The 15,416-nt window shown below is 72.7% G+C and carries 11 protein-coding genes; 4 read left to right on the plus strand and 7 right to left on the minus strand.

Translation table 11 applies throughout. The features are described from left to right. Positions 1-140: 140 nt before the first annotated feature. Entirely contained in the window at positions 141-770 is a 630-nt protein-coding gene (locus ACWDR7_RS10510) for a TetR/AcrR family transcriptional regulator (RefSeq protein WP_449854844.1), read from the minus strand. Between the two features lie 117 nt (positions 771-887). Between ACWDR7_RS10510 and ACWDR7_RS10515 the strand changes: the two genes are divergently transcribed. The 3 genes from ACWDR7_RS10515 to trxA all read left to right on the plus strand — a co-directional run bounded on the left by ACWDR7_RS10515 (position 888) and on the right by trxA (position 6,497). Beyond that, on the plus strand, positions 888-3,665 hold the full coding sequence (locus tag ACWDR7_RS10515) for an MMPL family transporter (protein WP_449854845.1): 2,778 nt from the start codon (positions 888-890) through the stop codon (positions 3,663-3,665). Next, the gene (locus tag ACWDR7_RS10520) at positions 3,662-5,809 is read left to right on the plus strand and encodes a YhgE/Pip domain-containing protein (RefSeq protein ID WP_449854846.1); all 2,148 of its coding nucleotides are present in this window, start codon (positions 3,662-3,664) and stop codon (positions 5,807-5,809) included. The genes ACWDR7_RS10515 and ACWDR7_RS10520 overlap by 4 nt, the downstream gene beginning before the upstream one ends. A gap of 313 nt (positions 5,810-6,122) precedes the next feature. Further along, entirely contained in the window at positions 6,123-6,497 is a 375-nt protein-coding gene (gene trxA, locus ACWDR7_RS10525; RefSeq protein ID WP_449854847.1) for a thioredoxin, read from the plus strand. Between the two features lie 64 nt (positions 6,498-6,561). Here trxA and ACWDR7_RS10530 read toward each other — a convergent pair whose 3' ends face one another. Beyond that, on the minus strand, positions 6,562-8,418 hold the full coding sequence (locus tag ACWDR7_RS10530; protein WP_449854848.1) for a BCCT family transporter: 1,857 nt from the start codon (positions 8,416-8,418) through the stop codon (positions 6,562-6,564). A gap of 212 nt (positions 8,419-8,630) precedes the next feature. On the opposite strand from ACWDR7_RS10530, the gene ACWDR7_RS10535 reads away from it, so the two are divergent. Then, complete coding sequence (locus ACWDR7_RS10535) at positions 8,631-10,061, plus strand: glycosyltransferase (RefSeq protein ID WP_449854849.1); 1,431 nt, start codon at positions 8,631-8,633, stop codon at positions 10,059-10,061. Here ACWDR7_RS10535 and ACWDR7_RS10540 read toward each other — a convergent pair. The 5 genes from ACWDR7_RS10540 to ACWDR7_RS10560 form a co-directional block, all read right to left on the minus strand. Continuing rightward, positions 10,006-11,181 (minus strand): acyltransferase family protein, encoded by a 1,176-nt coding sequence (locus ACWDR7_RS10540; RefSeq protein ID WP_449854850.1) that lies wholly within the window; start codon positions 11,179-11,181, stop codon positions 10,006-10,008. The genes ACWDR7_RS10535 and ACWDR7_RS10540 overlap by 56 nt on opposite strands. 49 nt (positions 11,182-11,230) lie before the next feature. Further along, positions 11,231-12,235 carry a c-type cytochrome biogenesis protein CcsB gene (gene ccsB, locus ACWDR7_RS10545; RefSeq protein ID WP_449854851.1) on the minus strand — a complete coding sequence of 335 codons (1,005 nt, stop codon included), beginning with the start codon at positions 12,233-12,235 and terminating at the stop codon, positions 11,231-11,233. A 133-nt stretch (positions 12,236-12,368) separates the two neighbouring features. Further along, positions 12,369-14,036: a cytochrome c biogenesis protein ResB gene (gene resB, locus ACWDR7_RS10550; RefSeq protein ID WP_449854852.1), complete on the minus strand. Its 1,668-nt coding sequence runs from the start codon at positions 14,034-14,036 to the stop codon at positions 12,369-12,371. Further along, complete coding sequence (locus ACWDR7_RS10555; RefSeq protein WP_449854853.1) at positions 14,017-14,775, minus strand: cytochrome c biogenesis CcdA family protein; 759 nt, start codon at positions 14,773-14,775, stop codon at positions 14,017-14,019. The genes resB and ACWDR7_RS10555 overlap by 20 nt, the downstream gene beginning before the upstream one ends. Positions 14,776-14,800: 25 nt before the next feature. Next, positions 14,801-15,397 carry a TlpA family protein disulfide reductase gene (locus tag ACWDR7_RS10560; RefSeq protein ID WP_449854854.1) on the minus strand — a complete coding sequence of 199 codons (597 nt, stop codon included), beginning with the start codon at positions 15,395-15,397 and terminating at the stop codon, positions 14,801-14,803. Positions 15,398-15,416: the final 19 nt, after the last annotated feature.

Below are 15,416 nucleotides of genomic sequence, written 5' to 3' on the forward strand. Positions count from 1 at the left end.
GCAGGCGCTGCGCCTCCGCCAGGCGCGTGCGGGCGTCGGCGGCGAAGCGCCGCCTCGCTCTCGCGGGACGCGAGAGCGCGAGCACGCGAGCGGCACCCGCGGAGCGGGTGCCCGAGCGGCGCAGACTCGAAAAGAAGAGTTCAACCCAGCATCAGCTGGGCGATGCGGGCGACCTCGGCCACGCACTCCTGCTCGCGCTCGCGGTCGGGCAGGCCCGCGAGCACCGCGCGGGTCGCCGCCGAGTCCCACATCGCCATGAGCAGGCGCGCCGCGGCCGGCGCCTCGAGCCGCAGCCTCAGCCGGCGCACGCGCACGACGTCCTCGATGATTGCCGCGATCTCGCCCAGCAGGCGGGCCTCCTGCTCCACGAGCGCGGCGCCGAACGCCTCGTCGCGCATGCCGCGGATGCGGATCTCCGCGTGCAGCATGAGTCCGATCCGGTCCTGCACGAGCGAGTCGAGCACGCGCGTGAGCGACGCGAAGTCGTCGCCGTCGAGGAACGAGGGGTCGGTCGCCAGCTCGGCCACGCGGTGGCGCACCTGCGCGATCTGCTGGCCGGCGACGTGCGCGGCCAGCTCGAGGAAGAGCTCGTCCTTGCTGTCGAAGTTCGAGTAGAACGCGCCGCGCGTGAAGCCCGCGCGCTCGCAGATCGTCTCGACCGACGCGGCGCCGAGACCGACCTCGGCGAACACCTGCGCCGCCGCATCGAGCAGGCGCGCCCGGGTGTTCTCGCGGCTGCGGGCCGCCGGCTGCTGTGGCTCGGTGGTCACGGTCGTCCTTTCCCGGGTGATGTTCAGACACGCGTCCGAGGGCGCGCACTACGATACACATACGTATCGGATACAGCGTTGTATCGAATCCCCGCTCCCCGCTCACCGGAGGCGTCTGTGTCCACTCTGCTCTACTCGCTCGGCCGATGGTCGTTCCGCCACCCCTGGCGCGTGCTCGTGTCGTGGATCCTGCTGCTGCTCGTCGTCGGCGCGGGCGCGCTGGGCCTGAACAAGGGCTTCGACAACTCCTTCTCCATCCCCGGCACCGAGTCGCAGGAGGGCCTCGAGCAGCTGAGCCGCACGTTCCCGCAGGTCGCCGGCACCTCCGCGCAGGGCGTCATCGTCGCCGCCGACGGCGACGAGATCGAGGACGAGGCGTACCGCGAGCCGATCGAGGACCTCGTGGCGCAGATCGAGGGGATCGACGACGTCGCGGCCGTGACCTCGCCGTACGACGAGTCGGTGGACGGCACGATCTCGGACGACGGCGTGGCCGCGATCGTCCAGGTGCAGCTCGACGGCCAGGCGACGACGCTCGACGAGTCGGTCAGCGAGGCGATCGAGGACGCGTTCCACGGCCTGCGCGACGAGCTGCCCGACGGCGCGACGGTCGCGCTCGGCGGCGAGTTGTACGCCACCGAGCTGCCCACCGTCACGATCACCGAGGCCTTCGGCGTGATCGTCGCCCTCATCGTTCTCATCGTCGCGTTCCGCGCGATCGCGATGGCGGGCGTGCCGCTGGGCGTCGCGCTGCTGGGCGTGGGCGTCTCGATGCTCGGCATCGTCGCCGCGACCGGCTTCGCCACCGTCAGCGCCACGACGCCCATGCTCGCGCTCATGCTCGGCCTGGCGGTGGGCATCGACTACTCGCTGTTCATCGGGGCGCGGCATCAGGATCAGGTGCGCGAGGGTGTGCCGCTCGAGGAGTCCGCGGCGCGCGCGACCGGCACGGCGGGATCGGCCGTCGTCTTCGCCGGCGTGACGGTGCTCATCGCGCTCATCGGGCTCGGCTTCGCGGGCATCCCGTTCCTCACGACCATGGGCGTCGCGGCGGCCGTCGCGGTCGCGATCGCGGTGGCGATCGCCATCACGCTCACCCCCGCGTTCCTCGGCTTCGTCGGCGCGCGCGCCGGCGGACGGCCTCCGCGCCCCCGCAAGGGCGGGCCGCGCGTCGGATTCTCGCGCCGCTGGGTCGAGGCCGTCACGCGCCACCCGGTCGTCACCACCGTCGCGGTCGTGCTCGGCCTGGGCATCATCGCCGTCCCGGCCGCGCAGCTGCAGCTCGCGCTGCCCAACGCGGGCGTGCTGCCGGAGGAGAGCGAGGCGCGCCAGGCCTACGACCTCACGGGCGAGCACTTCGGCGAGGGCTTCAACGGCCCGCTCATCCTCACCGGCACGATCGTCACCTCCGACGATCCGCTGGCCCTCATGGAGGACCTCGGCGAGGAGGTGGAGCGGATCGACGGCGTCGCCGAGGTCGCGCTCGCCACGCCGAACGAGACGATCGACACGGGCATCGTGCAGATCATCCCCGAGACCGGTCCCTCCGATCCGGCGACGGCGGACCTCGTGCGCGAGCTGCGCGCGCACCACGACGAGTGGCTGGACGAGTACGACATCGACCTGAAGGTCACGGGCTTCACGGCCGTGTCGATCGACATCTCAGATCAGCTCGCCGGCGCCCTGTTGCCGTTCGGCGTCTTCGTCGTGGGCCTGTCGTTCCTCCTGCTCATGATCGTGTTCCGCTCGATCTGGGTGCCGCTGAAGGCCGCGCTCGGCTACCTGCTGTCGATCCTCGCCGCGTTCGGCGTCGTGACGATGGTGTTCGAGTGGGGCTGGGGCGCCGACCTGCTGCACGTGTCGAAGACCGGACCCGTCATCGCGTTCATGCCGATCGTCGTGATGGGCGTGCTGTTCGGCCTCGCCATGGACTACGAGGTCTTCCTCGTCTCGCGCATGCGCGAGGACTACGTGCACGCCGCGAAGCGCCGCGGGCTGCTGGGCCGCGTGGTGCGCCCCGACGCGCGCGAGGCGGCGAACGAGACCGCACTCGAGGCCGTGCGCACCGGCTACACGGCGTCGGCCCGCGTCGTCACGGCGGCGGCGGTGATCATGTTCGCCGTGTTCGCGGCGTTCGTGCCCGAGGGCGACAGCAACATCAAGCCGATCGCGCTCGCGCTGGCCGTGGGCATCGCGGTCGACGCCTTCCTCATCCGCATGACGCTCGTGCCGGCCGTCATGGCGCTGCTGGGCCGCCACGCGTGGTGGATGCCGGCGTGGCTGGAGCGGATCCTGCCGCACTTCGACATCGAGGGCGAGGCCGTGGAGCGCGAGCGCGCCATGGCCGACTGGCCCGAGCCCGGCTCGACCGCGGTCGTGGCCGCCGAGGGGCTGGAGGTCACCGCCGGCGAGGTCGTGCTCGCCTCGGGCGTGGACCTGCGCGCCGAGCCCGGCGAGGCGATCGTGCTGAGCTCCGCCGATCCGCGCGCCTCGCGCGCCGTGGCCCTCGCGATCGCGGGCCGCGTGGCGCCGTCGGACGGGCTGCTGCGCGTGGCCGGGCACCTGCTGCCCGCCCGCGCCGCCTGGGTGCGCACGCACGTGGGCCTCGGGCTGCTCGCCTCGGGCGACGACCCGGTCGCCGCCGCGCGCCACGCGCTGCAGGGCCGCCCCGCCGCCGTCGTGCTCGACGGCGTCGAGCGGCTCTCGGCCGCCGAGCGCGACCAGGTCGCCGCCGCGCTGCGCGACGCGGCCTACGTGGCCGATCCCGACCGCCCGCTCACGGTCGTCGCGACGTGCGCCGACGCGGCCGTCGCGCGATCCCTGCTCTCCGACGCCGGGTGGGCCACCGTCCACCGCGTCGCCGTGAACGATTCGACCCTCGAGGTGAACGCATGACCGTCCTGGAACCCGCGCGCTCGCGCAAGCCCGTCACCTGGCTCACCGTGCTGGGCGTGCTGCTGCTGCCCGCCGTGATCGGCGGCGTGCTCGTCGCCGCGCTGTACAACCCCACCGAGCGGCTCGAGAACATGTCGGCCGCCATCGTCAACCTCGACGACCCTGTCACGATCGACGGGCAGTACACGCCCCTCGGCCGCCAGCTGGCCGCCGGCCTCGTGGACGGATCGGATGACCTCGACAGCAACCTCGACTGGGTGCTGTCGAACGAGGACGACGCGAGCGAGGGCCTGCGCGACGGCACGTACCAGGCCGTCGTGACGATCCCGGAGGAGTTCTCGGCGGCCGCGACGTCGTCGGGCCAGGCGCTCTCCGGCACGCAGGAGGCCGCCGAGCAGGCGACGATCGAGGTCACGACCGCGCCCGATGCGCTCGTCGTGGACGAGGCGATCACGGCGCAGGTGGCCGACGTGGCCGCGTCGACGATGGGCGACATGCTCTCGGAGGCCACGCTGTCGAACCTGCTCATCGGCTTCACGACGATGGGCGACCAGCTGGGCGACGCCGCCGACGGCGCGCGCCAGCTCGCGGGCGGCGCCGGCGAGGCCCGCACGGGGGCGGATCAGCTGGCCGACGGCGCCACGCAGGCCGCGGACGGCGTGGGTCAGCTCGGCGACGGCGTCTCGCAGCTGGCCACGGGTGCCGGCGCCTCGGCCGACGGTGCGCACCAGCTCGCCGGCGGCGCCGCCGCGCTCGCGCAGGGCCTGCGCGGCGACGGCACCGGCACGGGCATCGCGGACGGTGCGCAGCAGCTCGCCGGCGGGGCGCAGCAGCTGGCGGACGGGATCGGTGCGGTCAACGTCGGCCTCAACGGCGACGGCACCGCGGCGAACCCGGGACTCGCGGCCGGTGCGGCCGGCGTTGCGCAGGGCGTGAACGGACTGAAGTCCGGGCTGACGGATCTCCAGCCGGCGGCTTCCGCACTTGGGAACCTTGCGCAGTCCTGCGCTCTTTCGGGCGCCAACGAGAAGTTCTGCCAGCAGCTCCAGGCGGTGGCGGGAACGGAGGCTGATCCTGGCCTTGTCGCGGGGATCTCCGGGCTCGCTTCGGCCGCTGCTGACCAGGTCGCGCCCGGCGCACAGCAGGTCTCCGACGGCCTCGCGCGGGTCGCAGGCGGCACCCCGCAGCTCGCGGCCGGCGCCCAGACCCTCGCCACCGGCGCCTCCGGCCTCGCCGCGGGCGCCGCGCAGAGCGCGGACGGCGCCGACCAGCTCGCGGCGGGTGCGAGCGAGCTGGGCTCGGGTCTCGACCAGCTCACCTCAGGCGCCGAGCAGGCGGCAGCCGGTGTGCCGCAGCTGCACGACGGCGTCTCGCAGCTCGCCACCGGCGCGGGCGACCTCGGCGACGGGATCGGCGAGCTGGCCGGCGGCGCGAGCGAGCTCGCGGGCGGCCTCGAGCAGGCCGTCGACGCCGTGCCGTCGTACGACGACCGCGAGGCGCAGGACCTGGCCTCGGTCGTCGCGAACCCGGTGGGCACCTCGGGCACGGGGGACTCGCTCTTCGGCGCGTCCGCGATCCCGCTGCTGGCCACCGCCGTGCTGTGGTTCGGCGGGCTGGCCACGTTCCTCGCCCTGCGCGCCGTCAGCGCGCGCGCCCTCACCTCGCGCCGCGCGTCGGTGCTGCTCGCGGGCGGCGCGCTGCTGCCCGCCGCCGTCATCGGCGCCCTGCAGGGGGCGCTCGTCGCCGGCATCCTGCAGCTGGCCGGCGGCTACGAGATCGGCACCTTCTGGGGGCTGCTGGGGGTGTCGGTGCTCGCCGGCGTGGCGTTCGCGGCCGTGCACCAGGCCCTCGTGGCGGTGTTCGGCGGTGCCGGCCGCTGGATCGCCGCGATCGTCGGGGCCGTGGCCATCGCCGTGAGCATCGTCTCGACGATCCCGTCCGAGCTGCTCGGGGTGAAGGCGTTCCTGCCCACCACGCCGGCGTTCGACGCCTTCCTCGCCGTCATGGCCGACACCGGCGCGGGCGGCGCGGCGATCGCCGGCCTGCTCATCTGGGCGGTGCTGTCGTTCGCCGTCTCGACCCTCGCGGTAGCGCGCCGCCGCTCGGTCTCGACGAAGGCGCTCCTCGAACCCGCCTTCGCCTGATCCGCACGCGGGCCGAGGCCCGGGCTCTCCCGCCCGGCCTCGGCCCGCACTGCGCTCGGCCTCGGCTCCGCGCTGCGCGCTCCGCTCGGCCCGTCTCGGCTGCGTTCGCTCCGCTCACTCCGCTCGACGACCACACGCCCGCTCGTCGACCGGAGCGCCCGAAGGGCGCGCAGCGGAGACAGGTCGAGCGAAGGCCGCGCAGCGGCCGGAGCCGAGACCACCCGCTCGACCACGCAGAGCGCCGCACTGCACAATCCCCTGAGCATTCCGGCGTGACGGCCCACGGCGCTCGTGAGGCTCCTAGGCTCGGTGGATGGCTACCACCGAGATCACGAAGGACAACCTGAACGACACGATCGCGCAGGATGGCATCGTCCTGCTCGACTTCTGGGCCGACTGGTGCGGCCCGTGCACGCAGTTCGCGCCGGTGTTCGAGAAGGCATCGGAGGAGAACGCCGACATCACGTTCGGCAAGGTCGACACCGAGGATCAGAAGGAGCTCGCGGCGGCCTTCCAGATCACGTCGATCCCGACCCTCATGGCCTTCCGCGACGGCATCGGCGTGTTCGCGCAGCCGGGCGCGCTTCCCGAGCAGAGCCTGAACCAGCTCATCACCGCCGTGCGCGGGCTCGACATGGACGACGTCCGCCGCCAGGTGGCCGAGAAGCAGGCCGCCGCCGAGGGCTGATCCGGCCATCCGCGACCCGAAGGGGCCGCTCCACGCGCAGCGGAGCGGCCCCTTCTTCATGCCGTCAGCCTCGAGGCGGAGACGGCCGGCGCAGGCCCGTCGTGCGCTTGAGCCGGTAGTCGATGCGGTCGTCCACGTACTCGTCGAGCACGGGCGACGACCCGATGCTGCCGGCGATCTCTCCGGTGATGTGCTCGGTCACGCGCTCGAGGCGCGCCGTGCTCTCGGCGTACTGCATCGTCTTGTACTCGTAGGTCAGCGCCTTGACGATCGAGATGGCCATGAGGATGAGGATCACGCTGAACGGCAGCGCCGTGATGAGCGATCCGGTCTGCAGCGTCTGCAGCCCGCCGGCCAGCAGCAGCGCGATCGCGAGGGCGCCCTCGAGCACCGCCCACAGCACGCGCGACCAGACCGGCGGGTTCGGGTGCCCGCCCGAGGCGAGCATGTCGACGACGAGCGAGCCGGAGTCGGACGACGTGATGAAGAACAGCGCGACGATCACGATCGTCAGGACCGACAGGACCGACCCCAGCGGCAGGCCGCCGAGCACCTGGAAGAGCGAGCCCTCCGCCGAGACCTCGCCGTCGACGACGAGGTCGCCCTCGCCGAAGAACTGGCGGTACAGGCCGTTTCCGCCCAGCACGGAGAACCAGATCATGCCCACGATCGTCGGCACGAGCAGCACACCCGCGATGAACTGGCGCACGCTGCGGCCGCGCGAGATGCGCGCGATGAAGACGCCGACGAACGGCGCCCACGCGATCCACCAGCCCCAGTAGAAGATCGTCCAGCTCGAGAGCCACTCCTGCGCCTCGGCGCCCTGGTACGCGCCGACGTCGACCGTCATCTCGAGCACGTTGGCGAGGTATACGCCGAGGGACTGCACGAGGTTGCGCGCAAGGAACAGGGTCGGCCCCAGCACGAGCATCGACACGAGCAGCACGCCGGCGAGGCTGATGTTGAGGTTCGAGAGCCACTTGATGCCGGCGCCCAGGCCCGAGATGACCGAGATCATGGCGAGCAGCGTGATCGCGACGATGAGCACGACGAGCAGGGTCGTGTCGGCGGCCGAGACGATGCCGATCGCCTGCATGCCCGCGGCGATCTGCTGCACGCCCAGGCCGAGCGACGTGGCGACGCCGAACACCGTGCCGAAGATCGCCACGATGTCGATGACGTCGCCGAGCCAGCCCTTCACGCGATCGCCGAACAGCGGCTCGAGGGCCCAGCGGATCGAGACGGGCCGGCCGCGGCGGTGGATGGCGAAGGCGAGCGCGAGGCCGATCACGGCGTACACCGCCCACGGGTGCAGGCCCCAGTGGACGAACGTCTGCGCCATCGCCATGCCGGCGAGCTCGGACTCGTCTCCCGACCAGCCCGGCTTGGGCTGCACGGTGGCGTACGTGAGCGGCTCGCCCACGCCGTAGAAGATGAGGCCGATGCCCATGCCGGCACTGAAGAGCATCGTGAACCAGCTCATCAGGCCGAACTCGGGCTCGTCGCCCTCGCGGCCGAGCGTGATGGATCCGAGCTTCGTGAGCGCGATCGTGATCACGAAGACGACGAAGCCGCCGACGACGAGCATGTAGTACCAGCCGAGATCGGCGACGATCCACCCCTGGGCGGCGTCGAAGACCTCGCGCGTGCGCACGGGGAACACGATGGCGAGGACTGCCACCGCGACGATCACGATCAGCGCGGGCCAGAACACGCGCGGCGCGACGAGTCCCTTGCCGATGCGCACGCCCTGCCGCCGCAGCTTGCGGGTGATCTCCTCGTCGGAGTCCTCCTCGGCGATGTAGTGGCGCTCGGGCACGCGCTCGATCGCGGGGTTCTGCGGGAGCTCCTCCCCGCTCAGCGGGTCGATGTGCGTGGGGACGGCGCCGGGATCCTCCGGCGTGCCGGGCTGCGTGCTCAACGGTCTTCCTTCCGTCATCCGGTCGGGCGAGCAGAGCCGATCGAGCGGCGCCGTTCCGTGTGGTGCGGCCCGGTCAGCTCCTCGGTCAGTGTAGTTGCGCGGCCCGGCGGCGCTCCGGGCCGCGCGCGGAAACTGGGGAGAGCCTGGGGATTTGCGCGTTCGGCGGACGACACGCCCCTCGATCGGCAGCGAGTCGGCGTACGCTCCCGGACATGTTCCACCGCCGCATCCGCCTGCCGTCGGGAAGGCAGTTCGCCCTGACCTGGGCCGTCGGAGACGAGTGGGGCGGGATGACGTCGGCGATGCTGCATCGCAGCGCGGCGTTCGCCCGCCTCGCGGGCGCGCCCGTCACGGTGCTCACGCTCGATCCCGACCCCGACTACCCGGCGCGCGCCGAGCGGCTGCGCGCCGACGGCCGGCTCCCCGAGGGCGTCTCGCTCGCGAACCTGTGGGACTGGCTGCGCACGCACCCGCTGCCCGGCGGATCGCTGCGCCTCGGCCGGCACGCGTTCACGCCGCTCGCGGAGCTCGGCCCGGATCCGGCGGAGCGCATCGAGGAGCGCGAGCGCGACGGCCGCGTGCTGAGCCGGGTGCGCCGGGCCGCCGACGGCGAGATCCTGCAGACCGACCACTACCGGCTCGACGGCAGCCTGCTGCTGTCCGAGCGGCGCGACACCGCGGCGCGCGGGCGTCTGGGCGGCAAGTCGGTCGTGCTGTGCGACGAGGGCGGCGCCCCGGTGCGCTCGTGGGGGCGGATCGCCGACCTGTACCGCGCCTGGCTCGACGCCGTCACGGCACGCCGGCCATCGTTCGTCATCGTCGACAGCAAGACGACCGCCCGCTGGGCGATCGAGTACCGCCGGCGACACGTGGTCACGATGCACGTCGTGCACGCGTCGCACCTGGTGGGCACGGAGCGGCCGTTCGGGCGGCTGCGCGAATCGCGCCGGCGGGTGTTCGAGGACCTGGACGGCTTCGACGCCGTCGTGCTGCTCACGCCGCGCCAGCGCGACGACGTCGTGGCGCTGCTGGGGCCGCACGCCGGGCTCGAGGTGATCCCGAACAGCCGGGATCTGCCGCCCGCTCCCCCGCCGCGAGGCCGCTCGCCGGGGCGGGGCGTCGTGCTCGCGAGCCTGACCCGTCGCAAGCGCGTCGGCCACGCGATCCGCGCCGTCCAGGCCGCGGCGCGGCAGGGGGCGGACGTCACGCTCGACGTGTGGGGCGAGGGCGAGGAGCACGCCAGGCTCGAGGCGCTCGCCGACGATCGCGTGCGGCTGCGCGGCTACGCGCCCGGCGCGGCGGCCATGCTGGAGGAGGCGTCGTTCCTGCTCTCCACCTCGACGTCCGAGGGGTTCCCGCTCGTGCTCGTGGAGGCCATGACCGCGGGGTGCCTGCCGATCGCCTACGACGTGCCGTACGGGCCCGCCGACATCATCCGCGACGGCGAGAACGGCTTCCTCGTGCCCGCGGGCGACGAGGAGGCCCTCGCGGCGGCGATCGTGCGCCTCGTCGGGCTGCCCGAGCGCGACAGGGCCCGCATGCGGCGCGCGGCGATGGCGACCGCGCGGCGCTACTCGGACGAGGAGATCACGCGCGCGTGGGCTCGGGCGATGCGCCGCGCCCGCCACCGGAAGTCGGGGTGAACAGCGCCGCCACGCGCGCCCCGGCCGCCCGCGCCACGCGATGCGCGGGCCGCTCCACGACGCGGAAGAACGCCCAGGCCACGACGAGGCTGAGCGGCACGCCGACGAGGGCGACGAGACCCCAGCGCTCGTCGCCCCACGCGAAGGCGAGCGTCGCGAGGATCGGCGCGTGCACGAGGTAAAGGCTGAACGACACCTGGCCGAGCCACCGCGCCGGCCGCGTCTCGAGCAGGCGCGCCGCCAGCGGCGAGCCGATCGCCACGAGGATCAGCCCCGCCGCGCCCGCCCCCGCGAGCCCCCAGAGCGCGTCGCCGAGCGCGCTCGAGGCGGGCACGAACGGCCGCGTCCACCACGACGCGATGAGCAGCAGTGCCGATCCGACGGTGGCGGCCAGCCACAGCAGCGGGCGGCGGCGCTCCCGGGCCCACCGCGTGAGGTCGGGCAGCCGGACGGCGATGAGGCACCCGACGAAGAACGTCGGCAGGTACACGAGCGCGTCGAGGTCGAAGGGCCGCTCGTCGAGCACGCGCCCCGCGACCATCGCCGCGACGCAGACCGCCGCCGCGGGCCAGGCCCAGCGCCGCAGCAGCACCGCGAGCGCGACGTAGACGGGCAGAAGGATGCTGAACAGCAGCTCCCAGCGCAGCGACCACAGCGCGTTGACGGTGTCGTACGAGGCGGGGGTGAGCGTCGCCTCGCGCAGCGCGAGCTCCCAGTCGGGGAAGGAGATGTTCGCGTTGATGATCCACGCATCGGGCGTGACGGCGGCCTCGTCGCGCGGGAACACGACGACCAGCAGCACCGAGAGCAGGATCGCGGCCCACACCGGCAGGTACAGCCGCAGCAGCCGCGAGACGGCATAGCCCGGCCACGAGAACCCGTCGCGCAGCGCGGGCAGCGTGATGACGAGCCCCGAGAGCACGAAGAACACCTGCACCGCCTCGGTGCCCGCGAACCCCAGCTTCAGGGGCGTCTCGGTCGCCGTCTCCCAGACCAGACGCGCCGTGCCCTCATTCGCGAAGGGCTTGGCGATGAGGCTCGCGTGGTACAGCACGACGACGAGGGCGGCCACGCCGCGCACGCCGTCGAGCGCATGCAGTCTGCGTGCGGATGCCGGCATCCGCCCAGCCTAGGCATGGCGCCCGTGCGGACGCCGAGCGGGCCGCGCCTCAGCTGAGGCCGCTGTAGGCGTGCAGCCCGTCGAAGAAGGTGTTGACGATCGTGAAGTTGAACAGCACGGCGGCGAAGCCGACGATCGCCAGCCACGCCGAGCGGCTGCCGCGCCAGCCGCGCGTCGCGCGGGCGTGGATGTAGCCGGCGTAGAGCACCCAGATGATGAAGGTCCAGACCTCCTTCACGTCGAAGCCCCAGTAGCGGCCCCAGGCGTCCTGCGCCCAGATGGCGCCCGCGATGAGCGTGAAGGTCCAGAAGATGAAGCCGACGATCGCGAAGCGGTACGCCAGCCCCTCGAGCGCCTCGGCGGAGGGGATCGTGCGGAGCATCGAGCGCCGGCCCGCCGCCCCGGGCGACTCGAGCGCCTTGCGCTCGCGGCGCGCCTGCAGCAGCTGCAGCACGCTGAGCGCGAAGGCGAGCGCGAGGAACGCGGTCGCGAGCGAGGCGACGAAGACGTGGATGACGAGCCAGATCGACTTGAGCGGATCCATCAGCGGCACGATCTCGACATAGAACGTCGAGGAGGCGCCCAGCAGCACCGTGACGAGCCCCGTCATGAACGTGCCGAGGAAGCGCAGGTCGCGGAAGATCAGCACGCCCAGGTACACGGCCGTGATGAGGAGCGTGCCCGTCATGGCGAACTCCCACATGTTCGACCACGGCACGCGCCCGGCGGCCACGCCGCGCAGCACGGTGCCGCCCAGGTGGAAGACGAAGCCCAGCACGGTGAGCACGGTGCCGATGCGCCCGAACACGGCCCGCTTGGCGCCGCCTGCGGGGGCGTCCGACGGCTCGTCCTCGGCGAGCGCGGCCGTCGATCCACCGGAGGACGTCGCGGCCCCGACCGTCACGAGGCGGCGCTCGGCGTCCTTCACCTCGATCGACTGCTGCGAGCGCTTCGCGAGGTCCACCGCGTAGGCGATGAAGGCGAGGGCGTAGATCGCGATCGCGGTCCAGATCAGGATGACGGAGTAGGTGTCGAGCTGGGCGATGTCGGGCATGCGCTCATCCTACGTTCGGGCATCTGGGAGCGGGCTTGCCGTCTGATCGCGAGTGGCTTGCTGTGGCTGAACTCATCGGTTGCTGAACGAAGGCGCGCCAGCGCCGGAGATGAAGCGACCAGCGCAACGCGCGTCAGTCGCGCAGTGCGGCGAGGTGCTTCTCGGCGAGCTGGTCGACGGCGGCGCCGAGGCCGGGATCCTCGCCGCGTGCGAGACCCGCGTACTCGATGCGCACGGCGTCGCCGTCCGCCGTCGCCTTCACCCACACGCGCCGGCGCGGCACGAACAGCGCCGTCAGCAGGCCCAGCAGCGCGAGCACCGCGAAGACGAGCACCCACACCGCCGAGGCGTCGTAGTGGATCTGCAGCGATGCGAAGCGCTTGACCGACTCCGTCATGCCCAGCGCCGGGTCGAAGCCCTCGGGCGTCTCGTCGACGAACTCGATCGTGCCCCAGCCGTTCGGCAGCTCCTGCGACTCCCCCGGCGCGAGCTCGATCGACTCCACGCCCGTGTCGCCGCCCGTCAGCCGATCCATGCCGGTCGGGTCGAGCGTGTACACGTTGCGGGGCGTGCCGTCGTCGATGCCCAGGTCGCCCGCGTACACGTCGAGCGTGAGCACGGGGTTGAGCAGATCGCCGTAGATCGAGGTGAGCGCGCCGGTCGTCAGCTCGCCGACGGTCGGATAGAAGAAGCCGACCATGCCGAGCTGCTCGGGCATCCCGTCGGCCACCTTCACCACGCCCTGCGAGGTGAGGTTGTTGTCCTGCGGCAGGAACGCGACCGAGTCGTGGAAGACGACCTCGCCCTCGGCGTTCGTGATCCGGATCGTCGGGGCGTAGCCGTTGCCCAGCAGGTAGATGCTGTCGCCGCCCACCTCGAGCGGGTCGTTCACGCGCACGGATCCCTCGGTCGCCTCGCCCCCGCCGGGGTAGCGCACCGAGACGTTCGCGGAGAAGTCGCCCGCCTGGCCGGCGCCGTTCGTGCCGGGCGGCTGGTAGGTCACGTCGAACGACTCGAGCGTCATGGCGTACGGGGTGAGCGCGTCGTCCGAGACCCAGCGGCCGCGGTTCATGGACGAGTAGTCCAGCAGCGAGTTGACGAACGTCGTCCCCTCCACCACCACGCGCTGGCCCGTGTAGGCGAAGCCGCCGCCCACGCCCACGGTCACGAGCACGCCCACGAGCGCGGCGTGGAACAGCAGATTGCCCGTCTCGCGCAGGTAGCCGCGCTCGGCGGAGACGGATCGCGTGCCGCGGCGCTCGTCGTCGTAGCGCTCCACGCGGTAGCCGGCCGCCCTCAGCTGTCGCTCGGCGAGGGCGACCGCCGCGGCGGCGTCGGCACCCTCGAGCGTCTCGGCGCGGTGATCCGCGAGCCGGCCCAGGCGCGCCGGGGTGCGCGGCGGGCGCGAGCGCAGCGCTTTGGCGTGGTGCTTGGTGCGCGGCAGGATGCAGCCGATCAGCGAGACGAACAGCAGCAGGTAGATGGCCGAGAACCAGGGCGACTGGTACACGTCGAACATCTGGATCGCGTCGAGCACCGGGAACAGATCGGGGTTCTCGGCCTCCCACTGCACGACGCCGTTGGGGTCGGCCATGCGCTGCGGGAAGATCGATCCCGGCACGGCGGCGATCGCCAGCAGCAGCAGCAGCACGAGCGCAGTGCGCATGCTCGTGAGCTGCCGCCAGGCCCAGCGCAGCCAGCCGACCGGGCCGAGCGCCGGCTGGTTCACCGGCTCGTCGCCGTCCACGTGGTCGGACGGACGGAGCGGATCGGCCTGCACCTCAGAGCGGGAGCGGGACACTCGTCAGCACCCCCTGCAGTCGAGACATGATCATGGTCCACACGCCCGTGACCATCAGCAGGCCGAGGATCACCAGCAGCACGCCGCCGACGACGTTGACGACGCGGATGTGGCGGCGCAGGAAGGCGAGCGAGCGCGTCGCCCAGCCGAAGCCGAGGGCGACGAGCAGGAACGGGATGCCGAGACCCAGCGAGTACGTCACGCCGAGCAGCGCCGCGCGACCGGCGTCGCCCGTGGTCCAGGCGATCGACATGATGGCCGACAGCGTCGGGCCGATGCACGGCGCCCAGCCGAGGCCGAGCGCGATGCCCAGCAGCGGCGCCCCGACGAGGCCGAGGCCGCTGCGCACCTGCGGGCGGACGATCCGCTGCGCGACGCCGAACATCCCGATGAACACGAGCCCCATCGCGATGACCACGACGCCGAGGATGCGCGTGACGAGGTCGCCCCACTCCAGGCTGAAGCGCTGCATGGCGCCGCCCGCGAGGCCGCCGAGCACGATGACCGTGACGAACACGAGGGTGAAGCCGGCGATGAACAGCAGCACGCCGCCGACCATCCGGCCGCGCGGGGCGCGCTCGGCCGGCGTCTGCGGCGAGACGGCGCCGGCGACGAAGCCGAGGTAGCCGGGCACGAGGGGCAGCACGCACGGCGAGAGGAACGAGATGAGGCCGGCGAGCAGGGCGATCGGCAGCGCCGCCCACAGGGCGCCGTCGAAGACGAGGGAGCCGGCGTTCACGCGCGGCCCGATCCGGACCGCGCGGTCACGATTCCGCCAGCGTCTCGCCGACGAGGGTCGACAGGATCGACGGGCTCTCCAGCTGGCCGATGATGCGCGCCGCGACGCGGCCCTCGCGGTCGAGCACGAGCGTGGTCGGCGTGGCCTGGATGGTCGTGGCCGCCGCGAAGGCGAGCTTCACGTCGCCCGTGTTGACGTCGATGATGCTGGGGTAGGTCACGCCGTTGTCGCGCGCGAAGGAGCGCGCGGTGTCGGCCTGGTCGTACGTGTTGACGCCCACGAACGACACGCCCTCGTCGCGGTACTCCTGCCACACCGCCTCGAGATCGGGGGCCTCGACGATGCAGGGGCCGCACGCGGCGTACCAGAAGTTGACGACGACGACATCGCCGGCCACGTCGTCGCTCGAGAGCTCCTCGCCGTCCTCCGTGACGCCCGCCCACTCGACGGGCTCGCCGCGCTCCTCCGGCGCGATCGGATCGACGCGGAAGTCGCTCGAGATGAAGCCCTTGTTCTCGCCGTTCAGGTAGTCCTCGGTGACCGGATCGGGCGCGCACGCCGCGAGCGTCGCGAGCGCCAGCAGGGCGGCTCCGGCAGCGGCGATCCGGCGGGGGCGAGTCACGCGACCATCCTACGTTTCG

The sequence above is a fragment of the Microbacterium sp. NPDC003461 genome (assembly GCF_053588335.1).

Bases quoted from the DNA above. Each gene is read 5' to 3' on its own strand.
- ACWDR7_RS10535 (WP_449854849.1), top strand. From the start codon at position 8,631: ATGTTCCACCGCCGCATCCGCCTGCCGTCGGGAAGGCAGTTCGCCCTG.
- ccsB (WP_449854851.1), bottom strand. From the start codon at position 12,235: ATGCCCGACATCGCCCAGCTCGACACCTACTCCGTCATCCTGATCTGG.
- ACWDR7_RS10540 (WP_449854850.1), bottom strand. From the start codon at position 11,181: ATGCCGGCATCCGCACGCAGACTGCATGCGCTCGACGGCGTGCGCGGC.
- trxA (WP_449854847.1), top strand. From the start codon at position 6,123: ATGGCTACCACCGAGATCACGAAGGACAACCTGAACGACACGATCGCG.
- ACWDR7_RS10520 (WP_449854846.1), top strand. From the start codon at position 3,662: ATGACCGTCCTGGAACCCGCGCGCTCGCGCAAGCCCGTCACCTGGCTC.